The following is a 26,371-nucleotide window of genomic DNA, read 5'->3' as shown; positions in this document are numbered from 1 at the left end:
CGGTGGACTGGCTCCAGAACTCGGGCGTGCTCTGGCTGATCGCGGGCGTGCTGCTCGCGATCACCGAGCTGCTCGTACCGGGCGTCTATCTGGTGTTCTTCGCCGTCGCGGCGGCGATCACCGGAGCGATCGCGCTGCTCTTTCCCGAGCTTTCGGTGGGCGGGCAGCTGATCGGCTTCGCTGCCTGGTCGCTCGCCGCGGTGCTGATCGGCAAGCGCTGGTATCGCGACTTCCCGGTCGAGACGAGCGATCCGCTGCTCAACGATCGCATCGCGCGGCTGGTGGGCGAGACGGTGACCGTGGTCGAAGCGATCGAGGGCGGGCGCGGCCGCGTGCGGGTGGGCGACGGCGAGTGGCCCGCGCACGGGCCCGATCAGCCGGCAGGCGCGCGCGTCCGCATCACCGGCGCCAAGGGCGGAACGCTCGAAGTCGAGCCCCTGCCCTCGCTCTCCGCTCCCCAATCCTGACCTCTCCGGAGTTTCCCATGCGTACCGACCGTCGCCAGTTCCTGCTGGGCAGCAGCGCGCTTGCCGCATCCAGCCTGATTCCGTCCGCAGCTTTCGGACAAACCAGCGCCGCCGACACCCGCGCCGCGGCGCTGCTCGACCGGATCGCCGAGACCTATCTGACCGACTATCCCGAAAGCGCGACCACGCTCGGGATCGACAAGGACAAGCGCGCGGCCCTCAAGCACCGGCTCAAGGACGCATCGCCCGAGGGGCAGGCGAAGATCGCAGCGCACCTCAAGCAGGCGCTCGCCGACCTCGCCAAGCTCGACGCCAATGCACTGAGCCCGGTGGTCCGCACCAATGTCGAAGTGGTGCAGGCGAGCTACGGCAACGCCCTCCAGGGCTTCGCTTTCCCTTATGGTGACGTGGCGGTGGGGAGCTGGCGCAACACGCCCTATGTGGTGGTGCAGAACGTCGGCGCCTTCCTGGACGTGCCGCGGATGCTCGACACCGATCACCAGGTGAAGGCGGCAGAGGACGCCGAAGCCTATCTCGACCGCGTCGAATCCTATGCCGAGGCGCTCGACGGCGAAACCGAGCGGCTGAAGATCGCCGCGGGCCAGGGCGTGATCGCGCCCGACTTCCTGCTCGACAAGGCATTGAAGCAATTGAAGCTCGCGCGCGACGGCCACATCGCTGGCTGGGGATTGGTGACTTCGCTCGCCAACCGCAGCGCGGGGATGGAAGGCGACTTCGGCCAGCGCGCGTTCCTGCTGTGCACCGACAAGGTCGCCCCCGCGCTCGACCGGCAGATCGCCGAGCTGGAGCGACACCGCCCACGGGCCACCTCCGACGCCGGCGTGTGGAAGTTCAAGGACGGCGCAGACTATTACGCCTGGGCGCTCAGGGCCGGCACCACGACCGACATGACGCCCGACGAGGTCCACAAGATGGGACTCGACCAGCTCGCCGCGATCCAGTCCGAGATGGACGTGATCCTGAAGAAGGAGGGGTATAGCCAGGGCAGCGTCGGCGCGCGGATGGCGGCGCTCGCCAAGGACCCGCGCTTCACCTTCCCCGAAGGCGATCCCGGCCGTGCCGAGATCATGAAGTTCCTGAACGAGCGCATCACCGACATCCGCAGCCGCATGCCGCAGGCGTTCAACACGCTGGTGAAGGGCAATGTCGAAGTGCGCCGCATGCCGCCCGAGGAAGAGCCCGGTGCGCCGGGCGCCTATGGTGGCGCGGGATCCATCGACGGCACGGTTCCCGGCAAGTTCTGGATCAACCTGCGCACCACCGAGCTGCACACGCGCTTCAGCCTGCCCGACCTTGCCTATCACGAGGCGATCCCCGGGCATGTCTGGCAGGGCGAATATGCCAACAAGCTGCCGCTGATCCGCACTTTGCTGTCGTTCAACGCCTATTCGGAAGGCTGGGCGCTCTATGCCGAGCAACTCGCCGACGAGCTGGGCGTCTATGCCGAGAACCCGGCGGAGAAGCTGGGCTACCTTCAGTCGCTGGGCTTCCGCGCGTGCCGGCTGGTGGTCGATACCGGTCTCCACGCCAAGCGCTGGACGCGCCAGCAGGCGATCGACTGGTTCGTCACTGCCAACGGATCGGGGATCGAGGAAGTCACCAGCGAAGTCGACCGCTATTGCTCATGGCCGGGCCAGGCGTGCGGCTACAAGGTGGGCCACAGCGAGATCAACCGCCTTCGCGACCTGGCGAAGGCGGCGCTGGGTGACCGCTACGACTTCAAGGCGTTCAACGACGCGGTGGTGCTGGGCGGCAACGTGCCGATGACCGTGCTGGGGCACGTGATCGACCGGCACGTGGCTGGGCAGCGGGGGTAGCGCCTTATCCTCCCCCGCCAGGGGAGGTGTCAGGCGCCAGCCTGACGGAGGGGGCGGATGCCAGAACGCATCCGTGTGCTTCCTCCCCCTCCGTCGCCTTCGGCGCCACCTCCCCCTGGCGGGGGAGGATTAGCTAGGCCTGCCAGCCGCCGCCGAGCGCGCGGAAGAGGTCGACCTGGCGGCGGGATATCTCCGCATCTGCCCTGGCGAGGTCGGCCTGCGCGTCGGCGAAGGTGCGTTCGGCGTCGAGGAGCGCAAGCGAGTCGATGTCGCCCTCACGCTGGCGCGAACGGGCGATATTGACCGCCACCTGCGCCTCTTCGAGCGCCGCCTGCAGCGCGGTGCGCCGCTGGAGCGAATGGCCGTAGGCCGAAAGCGCGGTCTCGGTTTCCTGGAGCGCGCGCAGCACCGTTCCGTCGAAGGTGGCGAGCGCGGCCTGGGTGTCGGCCTCAGCCGCTTGGACGCGGGCACGCGCGGGCTCCGGGTTGACCGCCCAGCTGATCAGTCCGCCAAGCAGCCAGTTCAGCGGACCGGCGCCGAACATGTCGCCGATATCGTTGCTGGTCGAGCCGATCGAACCGCCGAGCGTGATCCGCGGATAGAGGTCCGCCGTGGCGACGCCGATCCGCGCGGTTGCCGCGGCGAGGCGCCGCTCGGCTACGCGGATGTCGGGACGGCGGGCGAGCAGCGTCGCGCCGTCGCCGACCGGGATCGGCTGGTCGAGCCGCAGCGTCGTGGTGCGGGTGCGTGCCTCCGCCGGCAGCTCGGCAGGCGCACGGCCCGTGAGCGTCGCCAGCGCGAAAAGCGCTGCATCGCGTTCGGCGGCGAGCGCCGGCACCTCCGCGCGGCGCTGGTTGCGCAGCGCTCCGATCCGGGCGGTGTCGAGCCGTGTCGCGAGCCCCACCTCGCGCCGCTGCTCGGTCAGGCCGAGCGACTGATCGAGCAGCTTCACGATCCGCTCGGCCACCGCGAGCCGCTCGCCCGCCGAGACTGCGTCGGCATAGGCGCGGGCAGTCTCGGCTGCGACGATTACGCGCACGGCATCGGCGTCGGCCTGGGCGGCGTCGACATCGGCGCGCGCGGCCTCGACGTTGCGGCTCACGCGGCCGAACAGGTCTACCTCATAGGAGACGTCGAGCCCGGCATCGATCTGCCAGTCCTCGCGCGCGATGCCCGGCGGGCGCTGCATCTGCGACATCCGGACGTAGTTGGCGCTGGCACCGGCCTGGGCCTGGGGAAGCCGGTCCGCCCCTGCCCCGCGCAGCGCTGCGCGGGCGCGGGCAATGCGGGCGGTAGCCACGCGGATGTCGGTGTTGGCGGCGAGCGCGTCGGTGACGAGGCCGTCGAGCACCGGATCGTTGTAGAGCTTCCACCAATTGCCCTGGACAGGCTCGGCTGTGACGGCCTGGCTGGTGGAGATGAAGGGGCCGGCAGCCGCCTGGGGTCTGGCAGGGGCAGCATAGTCCGGCCCCGCCGCGCACGCCGCAAGGGCGAGCGCGGAAGCGGTGGCGAGAAAGATACGCATCTTGTGCATTCCTTATGTGGCGTCATCCTCGCCCTTCGTCTCCTTGAAGGAGGTGCGAAGGGCGAGAGATCGCATCGGTTTTATTCCGCGGGCTGCAGCTCGGCCTCCGGCGCCGATCCACGCCGCCTGCGCGCGAGACGCTGTCCAAGCTCGCGGCAGACGACGTAGAAGGTCGGCGTGAAGAGCAGGCCGAACGCGGTCACCCCCATCATCCCGAAGAAGACGGCGGTGCCGAGCGCCTGGCGGAGCTCCGCGCCTGCCCCGGTCGCGATCAGCAGCGGCACGGCGCCGAGGATGAAGGCGAACGAGGTCATCAGGATCGGGCGCAGACGATCGCGGGCAGCGCGGACCGCGGCATCGACCGGCGAGAGCCCGTCGATATCCTCGGCCTGCTTGGCGAACTCGACGATCAGGATCGCATTCTTCGCCGCGAGTGCGATGAGCACGACAAGGCCGATCTGCGTCAGGACGTTGTTGTCCATCCCGCGCATGTTCACCCCGGCCATCGCCGCCAACAGACACATCGGCACGATCAGGATGATCGAGAGCGGCAGCGTCAGGCTTTCATACTGAGCCGCCAGCACGAGGAAGACGAACAGCACCGCCAGCCCGAACACCAGGGGTGCCGTGTTGCCCGCCACTTCCTGCTGATAGGCGATGCCGGTCCATTCGTGGCTGTAGCCGGCCGGCAGCGTCTCGTCGGCGATCTTCTCCATCGTCGTCAGGGCACGGCCGCTCGAATAGCCCGGTGCGGTGTCGCCATCGACCTCGACCGCGGGGAAGAGGTTGTAGCGGACCACGCGATACGGACCGGTCTTGTCCTGGAAGGTCGAGACCGAGCCGATCGGCACCATCGCGCCCGAGTTGGAGCGAGTCTTCAGGTTGGCGATATCCGCCTCGGTGGCACGGAACGGGGCATCCGCCTGGGCGGTGACGCGATAGGTGCGGCCGAGCAGGTTGAAGTCGTTCACGAAAGCCGAGCCGAGATAGACGTTGAGCGCCTCGAACACGCGCTCCGGCGGCACGCCGAGCATGTCCGCCTTGCGGCGGTCGATGTCGGCGAAGACGCGCGGGGTCATGGTGTTGAACAGCGTATAGACTTGGCGGAGTCCCTCGGTCTGGTTGGCCTTGCCGATCACGGCTCCCGCCTGCTGGCCCAGTGCCTGATAGCCCTGGCCGGCACGATCCTGGATCATCATGCGGTAGCCGCCGGCCGAGCCGATGCCCTGGATGAGCGGCGGGGGCACGACGAGCAGCATCGCTTCGTTGATGTCCGCGGTGCGCTTGCGCGCCTCGTCCATGATCTGCTGGAAGCTGACGCCGAGCTCACGCCGCTTCTCGAAGCTCTCGAGCGGGACGTAGGCGGCGGCGGCGTTGGGGGCGAGCGTCTGCGACGCACCGTCGAAGCCGGCGAGCATGACCGAGCCCTTGACGCCGGGGATCGGCAGGATGCGGGCCACGACCTTGCGCATCACTTCATCCGTGCGCTCGAGCGACGAGCCGGGCGGAAGCTGGATGACGGTGAGGAAATAGCCCTGGTCCTGCGCCGGGATGAAGCCGGTCGGCGTCGCCCAGAACAGCGCACCCGTCGCCGCGATGAGGCCGGCATAGGTGACCATCATCCGCTTGGGCCGGGTCACCAGCGCGCGGGTGAGGTTGCCATAGCCGACGCTCATCCGCTCGAAGCCGCGGTTGAACCAGTCGCCCGCGCGACGGATCACGCGCATGACCGGGTTCTTCGGCTCGTGCTCCTCCTCGTGCGTCCGCAGCAGCACCGCCGCGAGTGCGGGCGAAAGAGTGAGCGACACGATCAGCGAGATCACCGTCGCCGCCGAGATCGTCAGCGCGAACTGGCGATAGAAGGCGCCGGAGAGGCCGGTGATGAAGAAGGTGGGGATGAACACCGCGCACAGCACGAGCACGATCGCCACCAGCGCGACCGAGACTTCGTCCATCGAAGTCTTGGCCGCCTCGAGCGGGCTGAGCCCGCGCGCGAGGTTGCGCTCGACATTCTCGACCACGACGATCGCGTCGTCGACGACGATGCCGATCGCCAGCACCAGGCCGAACAGCGAGAGGTTGTTGATCGAATAGCCGAAGCCCGCAAGCACCGCCATCGTGCCGATCAGCGACACCGGGATCGCCACGACAGGGATGATCGCCGCGCGCCAGCGCTGGAGGAACACGATGATCACGAGCACGACGAGGACCACGGCCTCGCCCAGCGTGTGCATGACCGCGTCGATCGACTGTTCGATGAACTCGGTCGGGTTGTAGATGACGCGATATTCCAGACCCTTGGGGAAGGTCTTTGCCATCGAGTCGAGCTCGTGGCGGACCGCCTCGGCGGCGGCGAGCGCGTTCGAGCCGGGGCGCTGGAAGATGCCCAGGATCACCGTGGGCTCGTTCGACAGATAGGTGTTCGAGGAATAGTCGGCGGCGCCGAGCTCGACGCGCGCCACGTCCGACACGCGGACCTGGCGGCCATCGGCATCGGTGCGGATCACGACCTGCGAGAACTCATCCGGGTTCTTGAGTCGGCCCTGGGTCTCGACATTGAGCTGATAGGCCTGGCCGGTGGTGCTCGCGGCAGGCTGGCCCAGCGCGCCGGCGGCGACCTGGACGTTCTGCGCGCGGAGCGCCTGGACGATCTCGCCCGCGGTGAGATTGAGCGCGGCGGCGCGGCCCGGATCGATCCACACGCGCATCGCATAGTCGCGCGCGCCGAACATGCGGACGTCGCCCACCCCGTCGATGCGGGCGAGGCGATCCTTCACCTGCGTCAGCGCATAGTTGGAGATATAGCCGCGATCGAGCGACTTGTCTGGCGAGATCAGGTTGACGACCATCAGGAAGTCGGGGCTGGTCTTGCGCGTCACGACGCCGAGGCGCTGCACTTCATTGGGAAGCCGCGGCAGCGCGATCGCGACGCGGTTCTGCACCAGCACCTGCGCGGCATCCAGATCGGTGCCGGGCTTGAAGGTGACGGTGATCGTGAGGTTGCCGTCGCCGGTCGACTGCGACGACTGGTAGATCATGTTGTCGACGCCGTTGATTTCCTGCTCGATCGGCGCGGCAACGGTCTCGGCGACGGTTTCGGCCGAGGCGCCCGGATAGCTGGCGGCAACGGTGACGGTGGGCGGGACGATGTCGGGATATTGCGACACCGGCAGCCCGAGATAGGCGAGCGCACCGATGATGGCGATCGTCACCGATATGACGGCCGCGAAAATCGGTCGCGTGATGAAGAAACGTGAGAGGCGCATGGCCTTCTCCTCGTAAAAAGGTTTCTACTTCCGTCCGTTCGCCCTGCCTGTCGAAGGCGTTCCAAGGGCCGATCGCCGAGTGGCGATGCGGCCTTCGACAAGCTCGGGCCGAACGGTGGCGAATTAGTCCTGCCGCCGGGCCTTTGGGGACCGCCCGGCGGCAGGCCGATCAGCGAGCGAAGGTCGCTTCGCCCGTGACCGGAGCGGATGTCACCGGAGTGTCGGGTGCCGCGAGCGGCTGGATCTTGCCGGGCTTCACCTGGACCTTGGCACCGGGCGGCGCGGTCATGGCGCCGGCGATGACGACCTGATCCTGCGGCGTGAGGCCCGACCGGATGACGCGGAGCCCGTTGACGACGGGGCCGACCTCGACCGGGCGCGGCTGCACGGTGCCGTCCTTACCGACGGTCATCACCAGCTTGCGCGCCTGATCGGTCATCACTGCAGCATCGGGCACCAGCAGCGCCTGGGCGGTGCCGCCGGCGGCGAGCCGCATGTTGCCGAACATGCCCGGAGTCAGGAACATGTCGGGGTTCGAGAGCACCGCACGGCCCCGGATCGTGCCCGAGCGCGGATCGAGTCCGTTGTCGGTGAAGTCGAGCCGGCCCTTCCAGCGATACTCCGCCTCGTCCTGCAGGCGGATCTCGACGGGCGAGTCCTTGCTGCCGGCCGCCTGGGCGCGCTTGGCCTTTAGGAACAGCGCCTCCGAGCCTTCGAAGGTGAAGTAGATCGGATCGAGCGCGTTGATCGTGGTGAGCAGGCTGCTCCCCGCCCCCTCGCCCGCCGCGACCAGATTGCCCGGATCGACCTTGCGATCCGAGATACGGCCGGCGATCGGCGCGCGGACCTGAGTGAACTCGACGTCGAGCGCACGGCTGCGGACGCGGGCCTCGGCCCCGGCAACTGCTGCGCGGGCAGCGCGGACGCGAGCCTGGAGCCGTTCGACGTCGCTCTTCGACACCGCCTCGACCGACACCAGACGTTCGGCGCGGCCGAGATCGGACTGGGCGAGCGCCAACTCGCTCTGTGCGCTGGCGAGGCCGGCACGCGCTTCGGCGAGCGCCGCGGCGAAGGGCCGCGGATCAATCGTGAAGAGAAGCTGGCCCTTCTGCACCACCGCACCGTCGGTGAAGTGGACGCCGACGATCGCACCCGAAACGCGCGGACGCACCTCGACCGCGCGGCTCGGCTCGAACCGGCCGACATAATCGTCCCATTCGTTGACTTCGCGGACCAGCGGAGTGGCTGCTGTGACGGTCGGCGGCGGCGGCGCGGCAACGGTTGGCGCGTCCTTGTTCGCAAGGCTCACGCCGCCGGCGACGAGCGCCACGGGCAAGAGCACCAGCCCGCCGCGCTGCCACAGAGGCAGCCGCCGGAAGCGGCCCAGCGTGCCCGGTTGCGGCTCGCCCGCATCGGTGGACTCGATACGCGTAATCATATTCATCGGTTGGTCCCCTGGTTGAGCGCTGCACGGCCCTGGCTGATGCTGGCGAGCAGCGTTTCATATTGCTCGGGCGTGAAGCCCGCTTGGTGGAAGGCGCGGATCTCGTGCGGCGGCAGCGCATAACCGCGATGCCATGCGAGCACCGCGACGCGACGAAGCGCCTCGAGCCGCGCGTCGGCGAGCCGCGGATTGGGGCGCTGCCCGCCGAAGATCATGCCGAGCGCGACCGAAAGCCGGCCCGGCTCCTCCAGCGATGAAAGACGGTCTCGCTGCGCAATCGCGACGACCTGCCATTCGAGTGCCGAGAAGCCGCTTTTGGTTTCCTTGCCGGTTTCCCAGCTGGTTTCCCTGCGAAGCGGCGCCGGCATGCCCGCCGGAGCGGCGACGCGAGTGCCCTGCAGTGCGGCGAAGTCCATATAAGCCATGGTCATTCTCCCTGCTCCTGGCCGGCGGCGGACGCACCGCTCCCTTCCGCGCAGCTCCTCGGCTGGCGGTCACCGGCGAATTTCTGTGGCAAAGGACGCGAAGATCCTTCCGCGGGAGATTGCTCTCGCGGCTAAGGTTCCGGCCCTTCAGATTGCGGCGCGCTGGGGCGCCAATGGATCAGGCCTGGGCCTGCACCCGTTTTTCGCTGACGTTGTTCATAGGCGGCTCCTTCAGCAGGTCCCAGATCCGAAGGTGGAGGATCATTCCATACCGACTGGTATAGAAACCGTGCTGCGCCGCGTCAAGGACCTTTCTATACCGGCCAGTATTTTTTTGTCCAGCGGGTTTCCACGCCCGAGCGCAGACACCCCACGATACGGCGCGGATAGCTGCGGTTGCGAAGAAGGCAGGTTGACGCGGTGCCCGCCCCGGGGCTTCATCAGCATCATGATCGATCGCATCTTCCTCTCCCATCCGCGCAGCGTGGGCGAGAGCTATGGCGAGCACGCAGCGACTGCGGCGCGCTTCGGCGTGACGATGGTCGCCGGTGGCGTCGCCTGCCTGGTCCATGCCGTGGTTCCCGCGCTGTTCGCGCGTACCGCGAGCGATACAGTGAAGCGCCTCTATGGGCAGATGAAGGCGCGGCAGCCCGCCTTCTCCGAACAGCGCCCGGCCTTTCAGCAGCCCGAGTGGCAGATCGAATACGAGATCTGATCGCGTGATCGAGCACGTCGCCATCATCGGCGCGGGCTTTTCGGGCACGCTGCAGGCCATCAACCTGCTGCGCCACGAAGGCCCCCGCGCCACGTTGATCGAACGTGCGCCGGTGGCGGGCACCGGTCTCGCCTATGGCGCTGCGCATCCGAGCCATGTGCTCAACGTGCGCGCCGCGAACATGAGTGCGTTCCCCGACGATCCGTCACACTTCGTGCGCTGGCTGGAAGCGCGTGGCGTGGCGAACGCAGCGAACGCCTTCATCCCGCGCGTGACCTATGGCGAATATCTGCGCGAGCTGCTCGAGGCGGCGCTGCGCGACTCGAACGGGCGGCTCACGCTGATGCGCGACGAAGTGCAGGACCTGGAATTCGCAAACCGAGTGCGGGTACACCTGCGCGACCGGACGATCGACGCCGATGCGGCGGTGCTCGCGGTGGGCAATCTTCCTCCTCACGATCCGCCCGGGCTGGACCCCGAGAAGCTTTCTGCAGAACGCTACAAGGGCGACCCGTGGGACCCGAGCGTGCCCGAAGGTCTTTCGGACGGCGACACCGTCCTCATCATCGGCACCGGGCTCACCATGGTCGACGTGGTGCTGCTGCTCGACGCGAGGGGCTTCAAGGGGAAGATCGTCGCGCTCTCGCGGCGCGGGCTGCTGCCGCGCAGCCATGCTCCGGGCGCCGACTGGCTGAAGCTCGCCGAGCGCCCCGCGACGTTGGCTTCCCAACTGGTCCGGAACGTCCGCCGCCGCGCCGCGGAGATCGGCTGGCGCAACGCGGTCGACGAGCTCCGCCCCTTCACGCAGGCGATGTGGGGCAATGCCGGCGAAGCCGAGCGCGGCCGCTTCCTCCGCCATCTGCGGCCGTGGTGGGACGTCCACCGCCACCGCCTGGCGCCCGAGGTCCACGCGCGGCTGACCGCTGTCGTCGATCGCGGACAGCTCGAAGTGATCGCCGGCAGGACGCTCGGCTTCGGCGAAGGCCGCGACGGCGTCGATGTGAGGCTGCGCCGCCGCGGCAGCGATACGGCCGAAACGCTGCGCGTCCAGCGAATCGTCAACTGCACGGGCCCGCTCGGAGACCTCGCCCGGACCGACGAACCGCTGCTCCAGAAGCTGGCTGCGCGCGGCGTGATCCGGCCGGACGCCGCGCATCTCGGGATCGACGTGGACAATCAGGGACAGACGATCGATGCCGAGGGCCTGCCCAATGCCAATCTCTACGCGCTGGGACCGATGACGCGGGGCGCTTTTTGGGAGATCGTCGCCGTGCCCGACATACGGACGCAGACGTGGAACGTCGCGCGGCGCCTGTCCAATGCGCATTGGGTGGGCGGCGAAGGGCTTTAGATATTCGCACGGCTTTGTTCGCGCGGAGGCGCAGAGAACGCAGGGAGCATGACGAAGGGTGTACCAAGTGCGTTAGTATCATTTGACACTATCCGGTCGCAGACGATACAATCGGCGCATGACCGATCCCGCAAATCCCCTCGGCCTCAACGGCTTCGAGTTCGTCGAATTCACCTCCCCCGATCCGGACGCGATGGCGCGCCAGTTCGAGCAGATGGGCTTCGTCGCGAGCCACCGGCATCCGCGCAAGAACATCACCCGCTACAAACAGGGGCGCATCAATCTGATGCTCAACCGCGACGAGACCGGCCGGGTCGCCGAGTTCCGCGCGGCGCATGGCCCCTCGGCCAGCGCGATGGCGTTCCGCGTCGCCGATCCCGAGGCGGCGATGCAGTGGGCGCTCGAGCATGGCGCCAAGCGCACGATCGAGGACGACACCGTCATCGAGGGCATCGGCGGCTCGTACCTCTATTTCATCAAGGACGGCAGCGACCTCTATGCCGATTGGGAGGAAGTTCCCGGCTGGCAGCAGGCGGAGGCCGAGAACAATGTCGGGCTCGACCTGCTCGATCACCTGACCCACAATGTCCGCCGCGGACAGATGCGCGTGTGGTCGGAGTTCTACAGGACGCTGTTCGGCTTCGAGGAGCAGAAGTATTTCGACATCAAGGGCCAGGCCACTGGCCTGTTCAGCCAGGCGATGATCGCGCCGGACAAGGCGATCCGAATCCCGCTCAACGAGAGCCAGGACGACAAGAGCCAGATCGAGGAGTTCATCCGCGAATATCATGGCGAGGGCATCCAGCACCTGGCGCTGACGACGGACGATATCTACGACACGGTCGAGCGGCTGCGCGCACGCGGCGTGAAGCTGCAGGACACGATCGAGACCTATTACGAGCTGGTCAACAAGCGCGTGCCTGGGCACGGCGAGGACCTGGAACGGCTGCGCAAGAACCGCATCCTGATCGACGGCTCGGTCGAGAACGGCGAAGGCATCCTGCTCCAGATCTTCACCGAGAACATGTTCGGCCCGATCTTCTTCGAGATCATCCAGCGCAAGGGCAACGAAGGCTTCGGGAACGGAAACTTCCAGGCGCTGTTCGAGAGCATCGAGCTGGACCAGATCCGGCGGGGCGTCATCAAGGTCGACGCATAGTTTGGAGAGGAAGAGCCGGACCGCGCCGCCAGTGGTGTTCGCGGGCGAGTCCGGCCGAACTTCCTTCGTGCCCTCTCCCTTGATGGGAGAGGGAGGGGCCCGCCGCCGAAGGCGGTGGGAGGGTGAGGGTGACGTCGCCTCAAGCCCCGCCATCACCCTCATCCAAGCTACGCTATCCTTCTCCCATCAAGGGAGAAGGCTTAGAGGATTGCTCGATGGCTACCGACTATTTCCCCGGCTTCGGCAATCACGTCTCGACCGAGGCTGTGCCCGGTGCGCTTCCGATCGGGCGCAATTCGCCACAGAAGCCGGCGTTCGGGCTCTATGCCGAGCAGCTTTCGGGGACTGCCTTCACCGCGCCTCGGCACGAGAATCGGCGCTCTTGGCTGTACCGGCTGCGGCCGACTGCCGAGCATCCGCCCTATCGGCGCTATGAAGGCGCGAAGAACTTCGCGCCCGGCATAGTGCAGGAGCCGCTGGCGCCCAACCGGCTGCGCTGGGATCCCCTCCCCTCCCCAACCGCGCCCGTCGACCTGATCGACGGCATGACGACGATGCTGGTGAACCGCGATCCCGCCGATCTCGAGGGTGTCGCGATGCATGTCTATGTCGCCAACAAGGACATGGTGGCGCGCGTGTTCGTCGATGCCGACGGCGAGTTGCTGTTCGTGCCCCAGGCAGGGCGGCTGACGCTGCTGACCGAACTGGGGCGGATCGACGTCGCACCCGGACAGATCGCACTGGTGCCGCGCGGAGTGAAGTTCCGTGCACTGCTGCCGGACGGCGAAGCACGCGGCTATGTCGCGGAGAACCACGGCGCGCTGTTCCGCCTGCCCGATCTGGGGCCGATCGGCGCCAACGGCTTGGCTAATCCGCGCGACTTCGAGACGCCTTGCGCGTGGTTCGAGGACCGGGACGCGCCCTTCGAAGTGATCCAGAAATCGCTGGGGAGTCTGTGGATCACCGATCTCGACCACAGCCCGCTCGACGTGGTGGCGTGGCACGGCAATCTGGCCCCGTGGCGCTATGACCTCGCGCGGTTCAACACGATGAACACGGTGAGCTTCGACCATCCGGATCCCTCGATCTTCACCGTGCTGACCAGTCCAAGCGACGTGCCGGGCCGCGCCAACGCCGATTTCGTGATCTTCCCGCCGCGCTGGATGGTCGCCGAGGACACGTTCCGTCCGCCCTGGTTCCACCGCAACGTGATGAGCGAGGCGATGGGGCTGATCCACGGCGCCTATGACGCCAAAGCCGAAGGGTTCGCGCCGGGCGGGCTCTCGCTTCACAACCTCATGTCCGGGCACGGCCCCGATGTCGCGAGCTGGCGCGGCGCTAGCGAGGCCGAGCTGAAGCCGCACAAGATCGAAGGCACGCTGGCGTTCATGGTCGAGACTTGCTGGCCGTACCGCCCGACGCGGTTCGCCCTGGAGCGGGCGCAACCGGATTACGACGCGGCCTGGGCGGGGTTTCCAAAGGCTAAGCTGCCGAAGTGATTCCGCGGCCATTTCCTCCGTTCGCCCTGAGCTTGTCGAAGGGCGGTATTTCTTCGTGCCGCCGGAGAAGAGAAGAACGGCCCTTCGACAAGCTCAGGGCGAACGGGAATGGGTGAGCGGGTTTATTCCACCCCTGCCGGCGTCGCGCTCGGGCCGCTCGACGTGATCTCCGACGGCAAGGCACGCAACTTCGTGCTCGAGCTCCGCGCCGGGCATTTCCACGGCTTCGTCGTGCGGCGGGGCGAGGCCGTGCACGGCTATGTCGACCGCTGCCCGCATATGGGCCTACCGCTTGCGCAGAAGCTCGACGCGTACCTGACCGAGGACGCCAGCCTAATCGCCTGCTCATGGCACGGCGCGCTGTTCCGGATCCATGACGGCGCATGCGTGGGTGGCCCCTGCGCAGGCGCGGCGCTTCAGCCTTGGCCCGTCACCGTCATCGACGGGACGATCGTCACTGCGTGAGCGTCGCCCGGCGGCGCGCGTAGAGCAGGTAGACTGCGAGCCCGAAGACATTCCACGCCAGGAACGACCACTGCGTCACTTCCTGCAGGCTGCTGAACAGATAGAGGCAGCCGAGCACCGCGATAGGCGCCACCAGCCACGGTAGCGGCGTCTTGAACGGCCGCTTCGCCCCCGGATCGCGGCGGCGCGAGACGAGCACGCAGATCGCGACGGCGATGAAGGCGCAGAGCGTCCCGGCGTTGGCCAGGCTCGCGATCATGTCGAGCGGAGTCAGCGCGGCGAGCACTGCCACCACCACCGCCGTCACCAGCGTGATCCGCACCGGCGTGCCGCGCGACGAAATCTTGGCGAGGCTGGCAGGCAGAAAGCCGTCGCGCGCCATCACTAGGAAGATGCGGCTCTGCCCGTAGAGGAAGGCGAGCAGCACGGTAGGCAGCGCGATCGCCGCCGCCGCCGCGACGATCGTCGCGACACGGCCCTGGCCGATCTCGCGCAGAATCAGCGCAAGCGGCTCTGCGCTGTTCGAGAAACGGGTGTAGCTGAGCGCGCCCACTGCGGCAGCCGCGACGACCATGTAGATCACGGTGCAGGCGACCATCGATCCGACGATGCCGATCGCAAGATCGCGCTCGGGGTTCTTGGCTTCCTCCGCCGCAGTCGAGATCGCATCGAAGCCGTAGAAGGCGAAGAAGATGATCGCCGCGGCGCCCATCACGCCGAACTTCACACCAGCCTCGCCCGCCACGCTGCCGTAACCGAACGGCGCGAAGGGTTCGAGGTTGGCGGGATCGAAATGCGGGAGTGCGACCGCGACGAACAGCGCGAGCGTCACCAGCTTGAGCACTACCAGCGCGGAGTTGACCCGGGCGCTCTCGCGCGTGCCGAGCATCAGCAGGCCGGCGACCACGCCGATGATGACAATCGCGGGCAGATTGATGCCGAACCTGCCGTCCGCGGTGGGCCCGTGGGTCAGGAATTCGGGCAAGTGGATGCCGAGCCCGGTGAGGAATCCCACGGCATAACCCGACCAGCCGACCGCCACCGTCGCCACCACCAGCGAATATTCGAGGATCAGCGACCAGCCGACCACCCAGGCGACGATCTCGCCAAGCGTCGCATAGCTGTAGGTGTAGGCGCTTCCCGATGCGGGGATCATCGTCGCCATCTCCGCATAGCAGAGCGCCGCGGCGGCGCAGACCGCGCCGGCAACCACGAAGCTCAGCAGCACCGCGGGCCCGGCACGGTCGGCGCCCACGCCGATCAGCGTCAGGATGCCGGTGCCGACGATCGCGCCGACGCCGAGCGCAACCAGATGCGGCCAGGAAAGCGTGCGCGCCATGCGGTGCGCCGCAGGCTGCTCCTCGGCGGCGAGAATGGTCTTGCGTCGAAAAAGGCTCGTCATGTTCGTCCCCCTGCCGGCATGCGCTTGTCGAAGCCGCGCACTTTCTCCAAGCCTAGGGACATCACCCGCGCCTCGACAAGGCCGGACGAACGATTCGGGAGAGAATGCGACATGGAACCCACGCTCGATTTCGGCCTGGGCGAAACGGCGGACATGATCCGCGAAACCACTCAGCGCTTCGCCAAGGAGCGGATCGAACCGCTCGCCGCGCGGATCGACGCCGACGACTGGTTCCCGCGCCACGAGCTCTGGCCTGCGATGGGCGAGCTGGGGCTGCACGGAATCACGGTAGAGGAAGAATGGGGCGGGCTCGGGCTCGGCTATCTCGAGCATGTCATCGCGTGCGAGGAAGTCAGCCGTGCATCGGCCTCGATCGGGTTGAGCTACGGGGCGCATTCGAACCTGTGCGTCAACCAGATCCGCCGCTGGGCGAGCGAGGAGCAGAAGGCGAAATACCTCCCCAAGCTCGTCTCGGGCGAGCATGTCGGCAGCCTGGCGATGTCCGAGGCAGGCGCCGGGTCCGACGTGGTGAGCATGAAGCTGCGGGCGGAGAAGACCGACCGCGGCTATGTTCTCAACGGCACCAAATTCTGGATCACCAACGCGGCCTATGCTGACACTTTGGTGGTCTACGCCAAGACCGGTGAAGGATCGCGCGGGATCACCACCTTCCTGATCGAGAAGGGCATGTCCGGCTTCTCGATCGGGCAGAAGATCGACAAGATGGGGATGCGCGGCTCCCCCACCGCCGAGCTGGTGTTCGACGACTGCGAGGTGCCCGACGAGAACGTCATGGGCCCGGTCAACGGCGGCGTGGGCGTGCTGATGAGCGGGCTCGACTATGAGCGCACCGTGCTCGCCGGCATCCAACTGGGCATCATGCAGGCGTGCCTCGATGTGGTGCTGCCCTATCTGCGCGAGCGGAAGCAGTTCGGCCAGCCGATCGGGAGCTTCCAGCTGATGCAGGCCAAGGTGGCGGACATGTATGTCGCGCTCAATTCGGCGCGCGCTTACGTCTATGCAGTGGCGAAGAACTGCGACGCAGGGCGGACCACGCGGTTCGATGCGGCGGGCGCGATCCTGCTGGCGAGCGAGAATGCCGTGAAGGTCAGCCTCGAGGCGATCCAGGCGCTGGGCGGCGCGGGCTACACCAAGGATTGGCCGGTCGAACGCTTCGCGCGCGACGCCAAGCTGCTCGACATCGGGGCGGGGACCAATGAGATACGGCGCATGCTGATCGGGCGCGAGTTGGTGGGCGCGGGCTGAGTTTAATCTCCCCTCCCTGCCTGCAGGGAGGGGGAAAGTGAACGTCGATACGGCCTAGTCCCGCTCCGGGAACGGGAGCTCAGCGGAACAGATCGAGCGGGATCGCCTCGCCCATCGCAGTCTCGCCGGCTCCGTTCGGATGAAGGTTGTCCCCCTTCTCGCCCTGGATATGCGCCGCCAGCCGCTTCGGGTTGGCGGGATCGGCGACGGCCTTTTCCATGTCGATCACTGCATCGAAGGTTTTCGAGGTGCGAATCCAGTTGTTGACCGCCACGCGCGTCGCCTCGCCTTCGGGCGAATAATAGCCGGCGCCTTCATAAGGCAGGATCGTCATCGCGATCACCTTGATGCCGTGGTCGTGCGCGCGGCGGACGAGCTGGCGATAACCCTGGATCAACGCGTCGGCCGTCACCACCGGAGCCTTTTCCCCGTTCCGCTCCTTGCCCGAATTGCCGATGTCGTTGATCCCTTCGAGCAGAACGACATGGCTGACACCGGGCATCGCCAGCACGTCACGGTCGAAGCGGGCGAGCGCGCTCGGTCCCGCACCAGTGGCGAGCACCCGGTTGCCCGAGATCGCCTGGGTGACGACGACGTGGGGCTTGCCCGCGGCAGCCAGCCGCCGGCCGAGCGCATCGCCCCAGCGGCAGATCGGCTTCGCATCGATCCGGCAGCCCACATTATCGGTGATCGAATCGCCATAGGCGACGACCACCGGGCGCTGCTTCGGCGTCTCGACGTCGATCCCGGCGATCAGCGGGCGGAACCGTGTAGACGATGCCGGGGCGAAATCGGTGGCGCTGTGATCGCCGGTAGCTGAAATCTGCGTCGGCTGGCCCGCGGCATCGTGCACCGTGGCGAGCCGCACCGCCCCGGGAAGATAGATCGAAACCTCCACCACATCGAATGCCTTGGTGGACAGCGCAACGGGATCGCTGACGAGGGGCGCTCCCTCCGGCACCTGCACCGACGGGCGGCCGTCGAACGATACGCGGACAGTCTGGCCGCCGCGGACGCGTACCGTAGCGGCGCCGATCTCGAACGCGGGACCATAATCATTGGCGAGCCGGAGCCGGATCGACTTGCCGCCCGCGCCAATACGAACAGCTGCACGAATCGTGGCATTCTCGACCGCCACGCTGCGGTCCCCATGCCCTTCCCACATGCTGGCCGTCCATGCGGGCGTCCAATGCTGCGCATGTGCCGGCACGGACACGCCAAACACGAGCGCCGCCGCAACAACCGTTTGCAAACCCTTCATTCTGCTCTCCCTTTTCCGTCAGCGTCCATATCCATTGCAAACGGGAACGCCGCAGGAGCAATCCAATCCTCCCTCGCCAGGGGGAGGTGGCACGCGCAGCGTGGCGGAGGGGGCGGACGGCGATCAATCATCGTTGTGCTTCATCCCCCTCCCTCGCCTTCGGCGACACCTCCCCCTGTCGGGGGAGGATTTTTGGCTAGCTCGCAGCTCTCCCTGGCTCACCAGACCTTCACGCGTTTTTCGGGCGCGAGATAGAGTTTCTGGCCCGGCTGTACGTCGAACGCCGGATACCAGGCGTCGAGGTTGCGCACGGTCTGGGCGCGCCAGCGTGCCGGTGCGTGCGCGTCGGTGGCTACGCGGTTGCGCAGCTGCTGCTCGCGCTGCTTCTCGCGCCAGCTTTGCGCGAAAGCGAGGAAGAAGCGCTGATCGCCGGTGAGTCCGCCGATCACCGGCGCCTCCTTGCCGCCGAGCGACGCCTTATAGGCGTCATAGGCAGCGGCGAGCCCCGCGACGTCGGCGATGTTCTCGCTCAGCGTCAGCTTGCCGTTGAGCTTGAGCCCCGGCAGCGCCTCATAGGCGTTATACTGCTCGACCAGCGCCTGCCCGCTAGCCTTGAAGCGCGCGAGATCGGCCGGGGTCCACCAGTTGCGCAGCCGCCCGCTCGCGTCGAAATTCGCGCCCAGATCGTCGAAGCCGTGGCTGATCTCGTGCCCGATCACCGCGCCGATCGAGCCGTATTTCGCAGCAGCATCGGCATTCGGATCGTAAAAGGGCGCCTGCAGGATCGCCGCGGGGAAGTTGAGCGCGTTCTGGAGCGGCAGGTTGACGGCATTGACCGTCTGCGGCGTCATCCACCATTCGCCGCGATCGACCGGCTTGCCGATCTTTGCGAGCTGGTGGCGGTATTCTGCGAGCTCGGCGCGGCGCAGATTGCCGACCGGATCGTCTGCCTTCACGTCGAGCGACGCATAGCTGCGCCACGTCTCGGGATAGCCGATGCCCACACGCATCGTCGCGATCTTCTTGCGCGCCTCCGCCTTGGTGCTCTCCGCCATCCACGGCAGCCCTGCGACGCGCTTGTCGAAAGCGGCGAGGATGCCCTTCACCATGTTCTGGATGTCCGCCTTGGACGAGGCCGGAAAATAATCCTTCACGTACAGCTGGCCGACGGCGTCGCCGAGCCAGGTGTCGACGCTGGCTATCGCGCGCTTGTCACGCGGGCGCGGCTTGAGCTGGCCACGCAGCGTCTGATTGTAGAACTCGAAATGCGCCTGATCGAACGCCGCGGGCAGCACCTCGGTGACTTCGTTGATGCGGTGGAAGACGAGCCAGTCCTGCCACGCCTGAAGCGGCTCGCTTGCCACCAGCTTCGCCATTCCCGCCACAGCGTCCGGCTGCCAGACGATGAAGTCCTGCTGGTTGCCGAGTTGCGCGGCGCTCCAGAAGGCGTCCCAGTCGATCCCCGGCGCCTTGCGCGCGAAATCGGCCTTCTTCCAAGGGTTGTTGGCCTTGTTCGCGTCCTGGCTGGCCACCTGATCGGCGTGGGCCCGCGCGATCTTGAGCTCGAGATTGAATACCCGCTGCGCGCGCGCATCGGGCTCGGTGACATTGGCGAGGCTCAGCAGCTTGCCGATGTACGCGCGATACTGGTCGCGGATCTCCGCCATCTCGGACTCGCCCGAGAGGTAATAGTCGCGCTCGGGAAGCCCAAGGCCGCCCTGGAGCAGATAGGGGACCGTTGCCTCGGGCTGGCCGAATGCCTGGGTCACGAAGATGCCGAAGAGATTTTCGGTCTCGAAATCGGTCGCGTTGAGCGGATCGACATCGGCGCGGACATTCGCGCCAAGCATCGCCGACAGCGCCTTCTTGTCGCCAAGCCGGGCGATTGCGTCGAGCTCGCTTCCGAGCGGGGCAAGACCCCGCGTCTCGATTCCCGCGGTGTCGGTATAGGCGCGATACCAGTCGGCGATCCGGCGCTGATCGCTGCCAGCCCCCGCACTCGCCTCGAGCGCTGCCTTGATGATCGCGGCGTTGTTCGCCTCGGCCTTGTTGAACACCTGCAGGAACGATCCGGTGCTCGACCGGTCGGCCGGAATCTCGGTCCGCGCCCGCCAGCCGCCGTTGGCATACTCGTCGAAATCGTCCCCGGGGCGCACCTGCTTGTTGAGCCCCTCCACATCGACGCCGATCGTGGGGGTTGCCGTCGCGGAAGACTGGTTGCCGGCGTCGCCACCCGGTGTGCACGCGGCAGTGGCGAGAAGTGCGGCCAGCAGGATTGCGCGGCTGTTCACGTAGCTACTCTCCGAATTGTCCTGCCCCGCTGCTACTCCCGCCCGCCGCTGCGCGCCAGTACCTTCCCAAGCGGCTGGTCGCGGTGTAAGCACGGCCAAAATAGGTCAGGAAGGATGCCCTAATGAGCGCTCCCGTGCTCGATACCAGGGTGGTGCGCGACGGCGAGGGCTATCGCGCCAATGCCGCGCACAACCACGCGCTCGTCGAGCGGCTGCGCGCCGATGTGGCACGCGCGGCGCTGGGCGGCAGCGAGGCCGCGCGCGAGCGCCACACCAGCCGCGGCAAGCTGCTCCCGCGCGAGCGTGTGGAGCGGCTGCTCGATCCGGGCTCGCCCTTCCTCGAGATCGGCCAGCTCGCCGCCTGCGACATGTATGAGGGCGAAGTTCCCGGCGCCGGGATGATCGCTGGCATCGGCCGCGTTTCGGGGCGGCAGGTGATGATCGTGTGCAACGACGCCACGGTGAAGGGCGGCACCTATTATCCGATGACGGTGAAGAAGCATCTGCGCGCGCAGGAGATCGCCGAGCAGAACCGCCTCCCCTGCATCTATCTGGTCGACTCAGGCGGCGCCAACCTCCCCCACCAGGCTGAAGTCTTCCCCGATCGCGACCATTTCGGCCGCATCTTCTTCAACCAGGCGAACATGAGCGCCAAGGGCATCCCACAGATCGCCTGCGTGATGGGAAGCTGCACCGCGGGCGGCGCCTATGTGCCCGCGATGAGCGACGAGAGCGTGATCGTACGCAACCAGGGCACGATCTTCCTCGCGGGCCCGCCGCTGGTAAAGGCTGCAACCGGCGAAATCATCTCGGCCGAGGATCTGGGCGGCGGCGACCTGCACGCGCGCAAATCGGGCGTGGTCGATCACCTCGCCGAGAACGATGAGCATGCACTGACGATCGTGCGGGACATCGTCAGCCATCTCCCCGCCGATCGCACCCCCGACGTGAAGCTGATCGATCCGCGCCCACCGAAATATGCCGCGGAGGAGCTGTACGGCATCGTGCCGCAGGACGTGCGCGCGCCCTATGACGTTCATGAAGTGATCGCGCGGATCGTCGACGGCAGCGAGTTCCACGCGTTCAAGCCGCTCTACGGCACCAGCCTGGTCTGCGGCTTCGCGCACATCTGGGGCATGCCGGTGGGCATCATCGCCAACAACGGCGTGCTGTTCAGCGAGAGCGCCGTGAAGGGTGCGCATTTCATCGAGCTCGCGTGCCAGCGGCGCATCCCTCTGCTCTTCCTCCAGAACATCTCCGGCTTCATGGTCGGTGGAAAATATGAGGCCGAAGGCATTGCGAAACATGGCGCAAAGCTGGTGACCGCCGTGGCCACTGCGACCGTGCCCAAGATCACCGTGCTGATCGGCGGCAGCTTCGGCGCGGGCAATTACGGCATGTGCGGCCGCGCCTATTCCCCGCGCTTCCTGTTCACCTGGCCTAACAGCCGGATCAGCGTAATGGGCGGCGAACAGGCAGCCTCGGTGCTCGCCACCGTCCACCGCGACGCGGACAAATGGAGCGAGGCGGAAGCCGAGGCTTTCAAGGCGCCGATCCGTCAGCGTTACGAGGACGAGGGCAACCCCTGGCACGCCACCGCGCGGCTATGGGACGACGGAATCATTGACCCCGCCCAGACCCGTGACGTGCTCGGGCTGGCACTCGCGACGAGCCTCAACGCACCTGTCCCCGAGCGACCGGCCTTCGGCGTTTTCCGCATGTGATGGCGCGCGCCAAAGCCGGATCGCTCCACGCGCGGAACGATCGCCCTGTTTCGGCTTTTTCGCTCCTGTCAGGGAGAGAACAGGAGGGACCATGAAGTTCCGTCGAGCGCTTCTAGCATGCACCGTACCCGCGGCACTTTTGTGCAGCGCCAACAGCCTTGGTGGGCCCCAGGCCAACCGCGGGCAGGCGGCGCCGATCTCCGCCAGCGAGCGAAGCCAGGGGCAGCAGGCCAGCGCCGCGCTGATCGCGGAGTTCGGCGGCGCCTATCAGGGACGGCAGGCGAGCTATGTCGCCAATGTGGCGCGCCGCGTGGCGGTCCAGTCCAGCCTTTCCTCCAACCCTTCCGACTTCACCGTCGTCCTGCTCGACAGTCCGGTCGACAACGCGTTCGCGACGCCGGGCGGCTATGTCTATGTGACCCGGGGGTTGCTCGCGCTGATGAACGACGAGGCCGAGCTCGCCGGGGTGCTGGGGCACGAAGTTGCGCATGTCGCGGCGCGCCACAGCCAGCGCCGGCAGCAGACCGCGCAGCGCAACTCGATCCTCAGCGTGCTCGGGCAGGTGCTGGTGGGCGCCGTCGCGGGCGATTCAGGGCTCGGCCAGCTGCTGGGCCAGGGCATCAACACCGGCGCCCAGCTCGCGACGCTCGGCTATTCGCGCAGCCAGGAAACCGAATCCGACGACCTGGGAGTCACCTATCTGCGCGGCGCGGGCTACGATACCGACGGGCTCGCTTCGATGCTCGGGAGCCTTGCGGCGCAGAACAGCCTAAACCAGCAGCTCGCCGGCGACGCGCGCTCGATGCCGGAATGGGCGAGCACCCACCCCGATCCCTCCTCCCGCATCCGGCGTGCGACGTCGCGGGCGCAGGCGGTGGGCGGAACCAACCTTCCCCGCAATCGCGACGCCTTCCTCGCCGCGATCGACGGCATGCTGTATGGTGACAATCCGCGCCAGGGTATGATCGTGGGTCGTGACTTCCTGCACCCGGAGCTCAAGCTCGCCTTCACGATCCCGCAGGGCTTCAAGATGACGAACGGCACGCGCGCCGTGTCGATCAGCGGGCCCGACACTCAGGCGCAGTTCTCCAGCGCACGCTATTCGGGCAACCTGCGCGCGCACGTCGCCGCGCTGCTTCAATCGCTGCTGGGGGGTGCCACTGGCGTGAGCGATGCCACCGTGCGCACGACGACGGTAAACGGCGTGCCGGCAGCCTATGCGCAGACGCAGGCCAACAGCGGCAAAACCCGCGTGGACGCGACGGTGTTCGCCTATGCGCTGAATGGCAACGCCTATCACTTCGTGGTGCTGACGCCCGCCGGACGGGGACTGGGCGCCGCAACTTCGATGCTCGAATCCTTCCGCCCGCTGAGCGGCACCGAGGCTTCGCGCGCGCGGCCGCGCTATCTGCGGGTCGTTACCGTCAAACCGGGCGACACGGTCGCGTCGCTCGCCTCGCGAATGGCATTCGATCAGGCGCGGGCGGAGCGCTTCCTGGTGCTCAACGGTCTTGCGCGCAACGCAACGTTGCGGCCGGGGGAGAAGGTCAAGATCGTCACTTATTGAGGGCAGGCGGCGAAATCTTCGATCGCTGCCCGGAGCATCAGGCGAACCTTGTCGGGCGACAAGGCAGCGAGCTGCTGTAGGCTCCTACCCTCGCCGAGCTTCTGCGCCAGGCGATAGCCGACATAATAGCCGAAGCGCGGCGGGAAGCCTGTCCCCTTCCCGTCGCCGAAGAAGAAACCCGAATAATCGTCCGGCGCGGTCGAATCGAGTTTGGCGAGGGTGAGGCACATTGCTTCGCCCAGACGCGGATCGACTTCTGCGCGGATCGGCCGCGGAATGGTCAGCAGCAGCGCGCGGTCGTCCGCTTCGGGATTCATCCGCGCCGCGACATAGGTGGCGAGCCCCTCCTGCCACAGCGAACACCATAGCGCTTCGCAGTCTGGGAAGAATCGCGCGTGATGGAAATGGAACAGCTCATGATCAAGAAACGGCGCAATGGTAGAGCTATCGTGGATCCGGGCGATCACATCTCCGCCAAATACCGCGACAACCCTGCCTTCCAGCTCGCGCGTGCCCCCGTCCATCTCCCCTAGCGAGTGAAGCAGGTAGATCGGCATCGTCGGCGCATAGTCAGGAAAGACCTGGCGGAATCGATCGTTCGCCGTCGCATAGCTGGTCGTGAAGTTGCGCGCAGCGGCCAGAAATCGTTCGCGATGCGCGGGATAATAGGCGAGCACGCGCGCGACTCGCGCGTCGTACTTCGCCTCGGTCGCGCCGTTACGCGGCGCATAGAATCCCGGGACCAAGGCATTGAAGCGCGCGCTGAACGCACGGGCACGTTCGGCCTCGGGCATCGTCGCGGTTTCGGTCGCGAAGGTGTCGAACGCATCGACGTACGACGCGAAGGACGGGGTGGGCGCTGGCTGGGCGGTTGCCGACGCAGCGACGAGGAGCGCCGCTGCGGCGCAGAGAGTGCGGATCATCGCACCGTATTAATGTAGTATCACACCTTCGCAACCCCGCTCCGTGCGGGTGGGATGCATCCCACCCGCCGGACGTTATCGGCTCAGCGCGTCAGTTTCTTGTACGCCAGCGCGGTCGGACGATCAGCGGCGTCGCCGAGGCGGCGGCGCTTGTCTTCCTCATAGGCCTCGAAGTTCCCTTCGAACCATTCGACATGGCTGTTGCCCTCGAAAGCGAGGATGTGCGTGGCGAGACGATCGAGGAAGAAGCGATCGTGGCTGATCACCACGGCGCAGCCCGCGAAATTCTCGATAGCCTCTTCCAGCGCACCCAGCGTCTCGACGTCGAGATCGTTGGTCGGCTCGTCGAGCAGCAGCACGTTGCCGCCGCGCTTGAGCATCTTGGCGATGTTGACGCGGTTGCGCTCGCCGCCCGAGAGCTTGCCGACGTTCTTCTGCTGGTCGGCGCCCTTGAAGTTGAACGCGCCGACATAGGCGCGAGTCGACTGATCGTGGCCGTTGACCTTCATGTAGTCGAGCCCGTCCGAGATCTCTTCCCACACGTTCTTCGAGGGATCGAGGTGATCGCGGCTCTGGTCGACATAGCCGAGACGCACGGTGGACCCCATCTCGATCTTGCCGGTGTCGGGCTGCTCCTGACCGGTGATCAGCTTGAACAGCGTCGACTTGCCGGCGCCGTTGGGGCCGATCACGCCGACGATGCCGCCGGCAGGCAGCGTGAACGAGAGATTCTCGAACAGCAGCTTGTCGCCATAGGCCTTGGAGATGTTCTCGACCTCGATGACCTTGCCGCCGAGGCGCTCGGGCACCTGGATGACGATCTGGGCCTTGCCCGGCGTGCGGTTCTGCTGCGCTTCGACGAGTTGGTCGAACTTGGCGATACGCGCCTTGGACTTGGTCTGGCGGCCCTTGGGGCCCTGCCGGATCCATTCGAGCTCGTCCTTGATCGCCTTCTGGCGTCCGGACTCCTCGCGCTCCTCCTGCTCGAGGCGCTTGGACTTCTTCTCGAGGTAGGTCGAGTAATTGCCTTCGTAAGGGAAGTATTTGCCGCGATCGATCTCGAGGATCCAGCCGACCACGTTATCCAGGAAATAGCGGTCGTGGGTGATCATCAGCACCGCGCCCGGATATTCCTTGAGATGGTTTTCCAGCCACTCGACGCTCTCGGCATCGAGATGGTTGGTCGGCTCGTCGAGCAGCAGGATCGAGGGCTTCTGGATCAGCAGCCGGGTGAGCGCGACACGGCGCTTCTCACCGCCCGAGAGATTCTCGACCGACCAGTCCGAAGGCGGGCAGCGCAGGGCCTCCATCGCGATCTCGAGTTGGTTGTCGAGCGTCCAGCCGTCGACGGCGTCGATCTTGCCCTGAAGCTCGCCCATCTCTTCCATCAGCGCATCGAAATCGGTGTCGTCCTTGGGATCGCCCATTTCGGCCGAGATCGCGTTGAAGCGATCGACCATGTCGGCAATTTCGCGCGCGCCGTCCTTGACGTTCTCGAGCACGTTCTTGGTCGGATCGAGCTGAGGCTCCTGCTCGAGATAACCAACGGTGATGTTCTCGCCGGGCCATGCCTCGCCGGTGAAATCCTTGTCGACACCCGCCATGATCTTCATCAGCGTCGATTTGCCGGCGCCGTTCGGGCCGACGATGCCGATCTTGGCGCCCTGATAGAATTGCAGGTTGATGTTGCTCAGCACCGGCTTGGGAGCGCCGGGGAAGGTCTTGGTCATGTCCTTCATGACGAAGGCGTATTGGGCGGCCACGATAGGGTCTCCGATGGGTA

At 66.8% G+C, this 26,371-nt stretch carries 19 protein-coding genes; 10 read left to right on the top strand and 9 right to left on the bottom strand.

The genetic code is table 11. From position 1 onward, the window contains the following. Nucleotides 1–2 precede the first annotated feature (2 nt). Together ACMGDH_RS07420 and ACMGDH_RS07415 are read left to right on the top strand one after the other, a co-directional pair. Nucleotides 3–467: an NfeD family protein gene (locus ACMGDH_RS07420; RefSeq protein WP_436827315.1), complete on the top strand. Its 465-nt coding sequence runs from the start codon at nt 3–5 to the stop codon at nt 465–467. Nucleotides 468–484: 17 nt separating this feature from the next. After that, entirely contained in the window at nt 485–2,305 is a 1,821-nt protein-coding gene (locus tag ACMGDH_RS07415; RefSeq protein ID WP_436827314.1) for a DUF885 domain-containing protein, read from the top strand. A 133-nt stretch (nt 2,306–2,438) separates the two neighbouring features. Here the strand turns inward: ACMGDH_RS07415 and ACMGDH_RS07410 are convergent, their stop codons facing one another. From ACMGDH_RS07410 to ACMGDH_RS07395, 4 genes are all read right to left on the bottom strand, one after another. Continuing rightward, nucleotides 2,439–3,839 carry an efflux transporter outer membrane subunit gene (locus ACMGDH_RS07410; protein WP_436827313.1) on the bottom strand — a complete coding sequence of 467 codons (1,401 nt, stop codon included), beginning with the start codon at nt 3,837–3,839 and terminating at the stop codon, nt 2,439–2,441. Nucleotides 3,840–3,910: 71 nt separating this feature from the next. After that, on the bottom strand, nt 3,911–7,096 hold the full coding sequence (locus tag ACMGDH_RS07405) for an efflux RND transporter permease subunit (RefSeq protein WP_436827312.1): 3,186 nt from the start codon (nt 7,094–7,096) through the stop codon (nt 3,911–3,913). A 169-nt stretch (nt 7,097–7,265) separates the two neighbouring features. Beyond that, nucleotides 7,266–8,540, bottom strand: a complete 1,275-nt coding sequence (locus tag ACMGDH_RS07400; RefSeq protein WP_436827311.1) for an efflux RND transporter periplasmic adaptor subunit — start codon at nt 8,538–8,540, stop codon at nt 7,266–7,268. After that, nucleotides 8,537–8,971: a hypothetical protein gene (locus ACMGDH_RS07395; protein ID WP_436827310.1), complete on the bottom strand. Its 435-nt coding sequence runs from the start codon at nt 8,969–8,971 to the stop codon at nt 8,537–8,539. Before ACMGDH_RS07395 ends, ACMGDH_RS07400 begins: the two co-directional genes overlap by 4 nt. 442 nt (nt 8,972–9,413) lie before the next feature. Here ACMGDH_RS07395 and ACMGDH_RS07390 point away from each other — a divergent pair, with 442 nt between their 5' ends. From ACMGDH_RS07390 to ACMGDH_RS07370, 5 genes are all read left to right on the top strand, one after another. Then, nucleotides 9,414–9,680, top strand: coding sequence for a DUF6356 family protein (locus ACMGDH_RS07390; protein WP_436827309.1), 267 nt, complete (start codon nt 9,414–9,416; stop codon nt 9,678–9,680). Between the two features lie 4 nt (nt 9,681–9,684). Further along, nucleotides 9,685–11,031: an FAD/NAD(P)-binding protein gene (locus ACMGDH_RS07385; protein WP_436827308.1), complete on the top strand. Its 1,347-nt coding sequence runs from the start codon at nt 9,685–9,687 to the stop codon at nt 11,029–11,031. Between the two features lie 118 nt (nt 11,032–11,149). Continuing rightward, a complete protein-coding gene (hppD, locus tag ACMGDH_RS07380; RefSeq protein ID WP_436827307.1) occupies nt 11,150–12,190 on the top strand; it encodes a 4-hydroxyphenylpyruvate dioxygenase in 1,041 nt (346 codons plus the stop codon). Nucleotides 12,191–12,405: 215 nt separating this feature from the next. Continuing rightward, the gene (gene hmgA / locus ACMGDH_RS07375) at nt 12,406–13,689 is read left to right on the top strand and encodes a homogentisate 1,2-dioxygenase (protein ID WP_436827306.1); all 1,284 of its coding nucleotides are present in this window, start codon (nt 12,406–12,408) and stop codon (nt 13,687–13,689) included. Between the two features lie 108 nt (nt 13,690–13,797). Next, the gene (locus tag ACMGDH_RS07370) at nt 13,798–14,154 is read left to right on the top strand and encodes a Rieske (2Fe-2S) protein (protein WP_436827305.1); all 357 of its coding nucleotides are present in this window, start codon (nt 13,798–13,800) and stop codon (nt 14,152–14,154) included. Here the strand turns inward: ACMGDH_RS07370 and ACMGDH_RS07365 are convergent. After that, nucleotides 14,144–15,556, bottom strand: a complete 1,413-nt coding sequence (locus ACMGDH_RS07365; protein ID WP_436827304.1) for an amino acid permease — start codon at nt 15,554–15,556, stop codon at nt 14,144–14,146. The two genes, ACMGDH_RS07370 and ACMGDH_RS07365, sit on opposite strands and share 11 nt — an antisense overlap. 111 nt (nt 15,557–15,667) lie before the next feature. On the opposite strand from ACMGDH_RS07365, the gene ACMGDH_RS07360 reads away from it, so the two are divergent. Continuing rightward, nucleotides 15,668–16,822: an isovaleryl-CoA dehydrogenase gene (locus tag ACMGDH_RS07360; protein WP_436827303.1), complete on the top strand. Its 1,155-nt coding sequence runs from the start codon at nt 15,668–15,670 to the stop codon at nt 16,820–16,822. Nucleotides 16,823–16,901: 79 nt separating this feature from the next. Here the strand turns inward: ACMGDH_RS07360 and ACMGDH_RS07355 are convergent, their stop codons facing one another. Both ACMGDH_RS07355 and ACMGDH_RS07350 read right to left on the bottom strand, forming a co-directional pair. Then, a complete protein-coding gene (locus ACMGDH_RS07355) occupies nt 16,902–18,083 on the bottom strand; it encodes an SGNH/GDSL hydrolase family protein (RefSeq protein WP_436827302.1) in 1,182 nt (393 codons plus the stop codon). A gap of 218 nt (nt 18,084–18,301) precedes the next feature. Continuing rightward, complete coding sequence (locus ACMGDH_RS07350) at nt 18,302–20,374, bottom strand: M13 family metallopeptidase (protein ID WP_436827301.1); 2,073 nt, start codon at nt 20,372–20,374, stop codon at nt 18,302–18,304. Nucleotides 20,375–20,496: 122 nt separating this feature from the next. Here ACMGDH_RS07350 and ACMGDH_RS07345 point away from each other — a divergent pair, with 122 nt between their 5' ends. Next, nucleotides 20,497–22,098, top strand: coding sequence for a carboxyl transferase domain-containing protein (locus ACMGDH_RS07345; protein WP_436827300.1), 1,602 nt, complete (start codon nt 20,497–20,499; stop codon nt 22,096–22,098). A gap of 91 nt (nt 22,099–22,189) precedes the next feature. Beyond that, nucleotides 22,190–23,665 (top strand): M48 family metalloprotease, encoded by a 1,476-nt coding sequence (locus ACMGDH_RS07340; protein WP_436827299.1) that lies wholly within the window; start codon nt 22,190–22,192, stop codon nt 23,663–23,665. Here the strand turns inward: ACMGDH_RS07340 and ACMGDH_RS07335 are convergent. Beyond that, nucleotides 23,659–24,588, bottom strand: coding sequence for a DUF2268 domain-containing putative Zn-dependent protease (locus ACMGDH_RS07335; protein ID WP_436827298.1), 930 nt, complete (start codon nt 24,586–24,588; stop codon nt 23,659–23,661). The two genes, ACMGDH_RS07340 and ACMGDH_RS07335, sit on opposite strands and share 7 nt — an antisense overlap. An 83-nt stretch (nt 24,589–24,671) precedes the next feature. After that, nucleotides 24,672–26,351, bottom strand: coding sequence for an energy-dependent translational throttle protein EttA (gene ettA, locus ACMGDH_RS07330; protein WP_436827297.1), 1,680 nt, complete (start codon nt 26,349–26,351; stop codon nt 24,672–24,674). Between the last annotated feature and the right edge of the window lie 20 nt (nt 26,352–26,371).

Origin of the sequence: Sphingomonas radicis, assembly GCF_051400635.1 — a bacterium.
Classification (GTDB): domain Bacteria; phylum Pseudomonadota; class Alphaproteobacteria; order Sphingomonadales; family Sphingomonadaceae; genus Sphingomonas.
The sequence above is the reverse complement of the archived record's forward strand: the minus strand, read 5'-3'. Positions and strand labels throughout refer to the sequence as shown.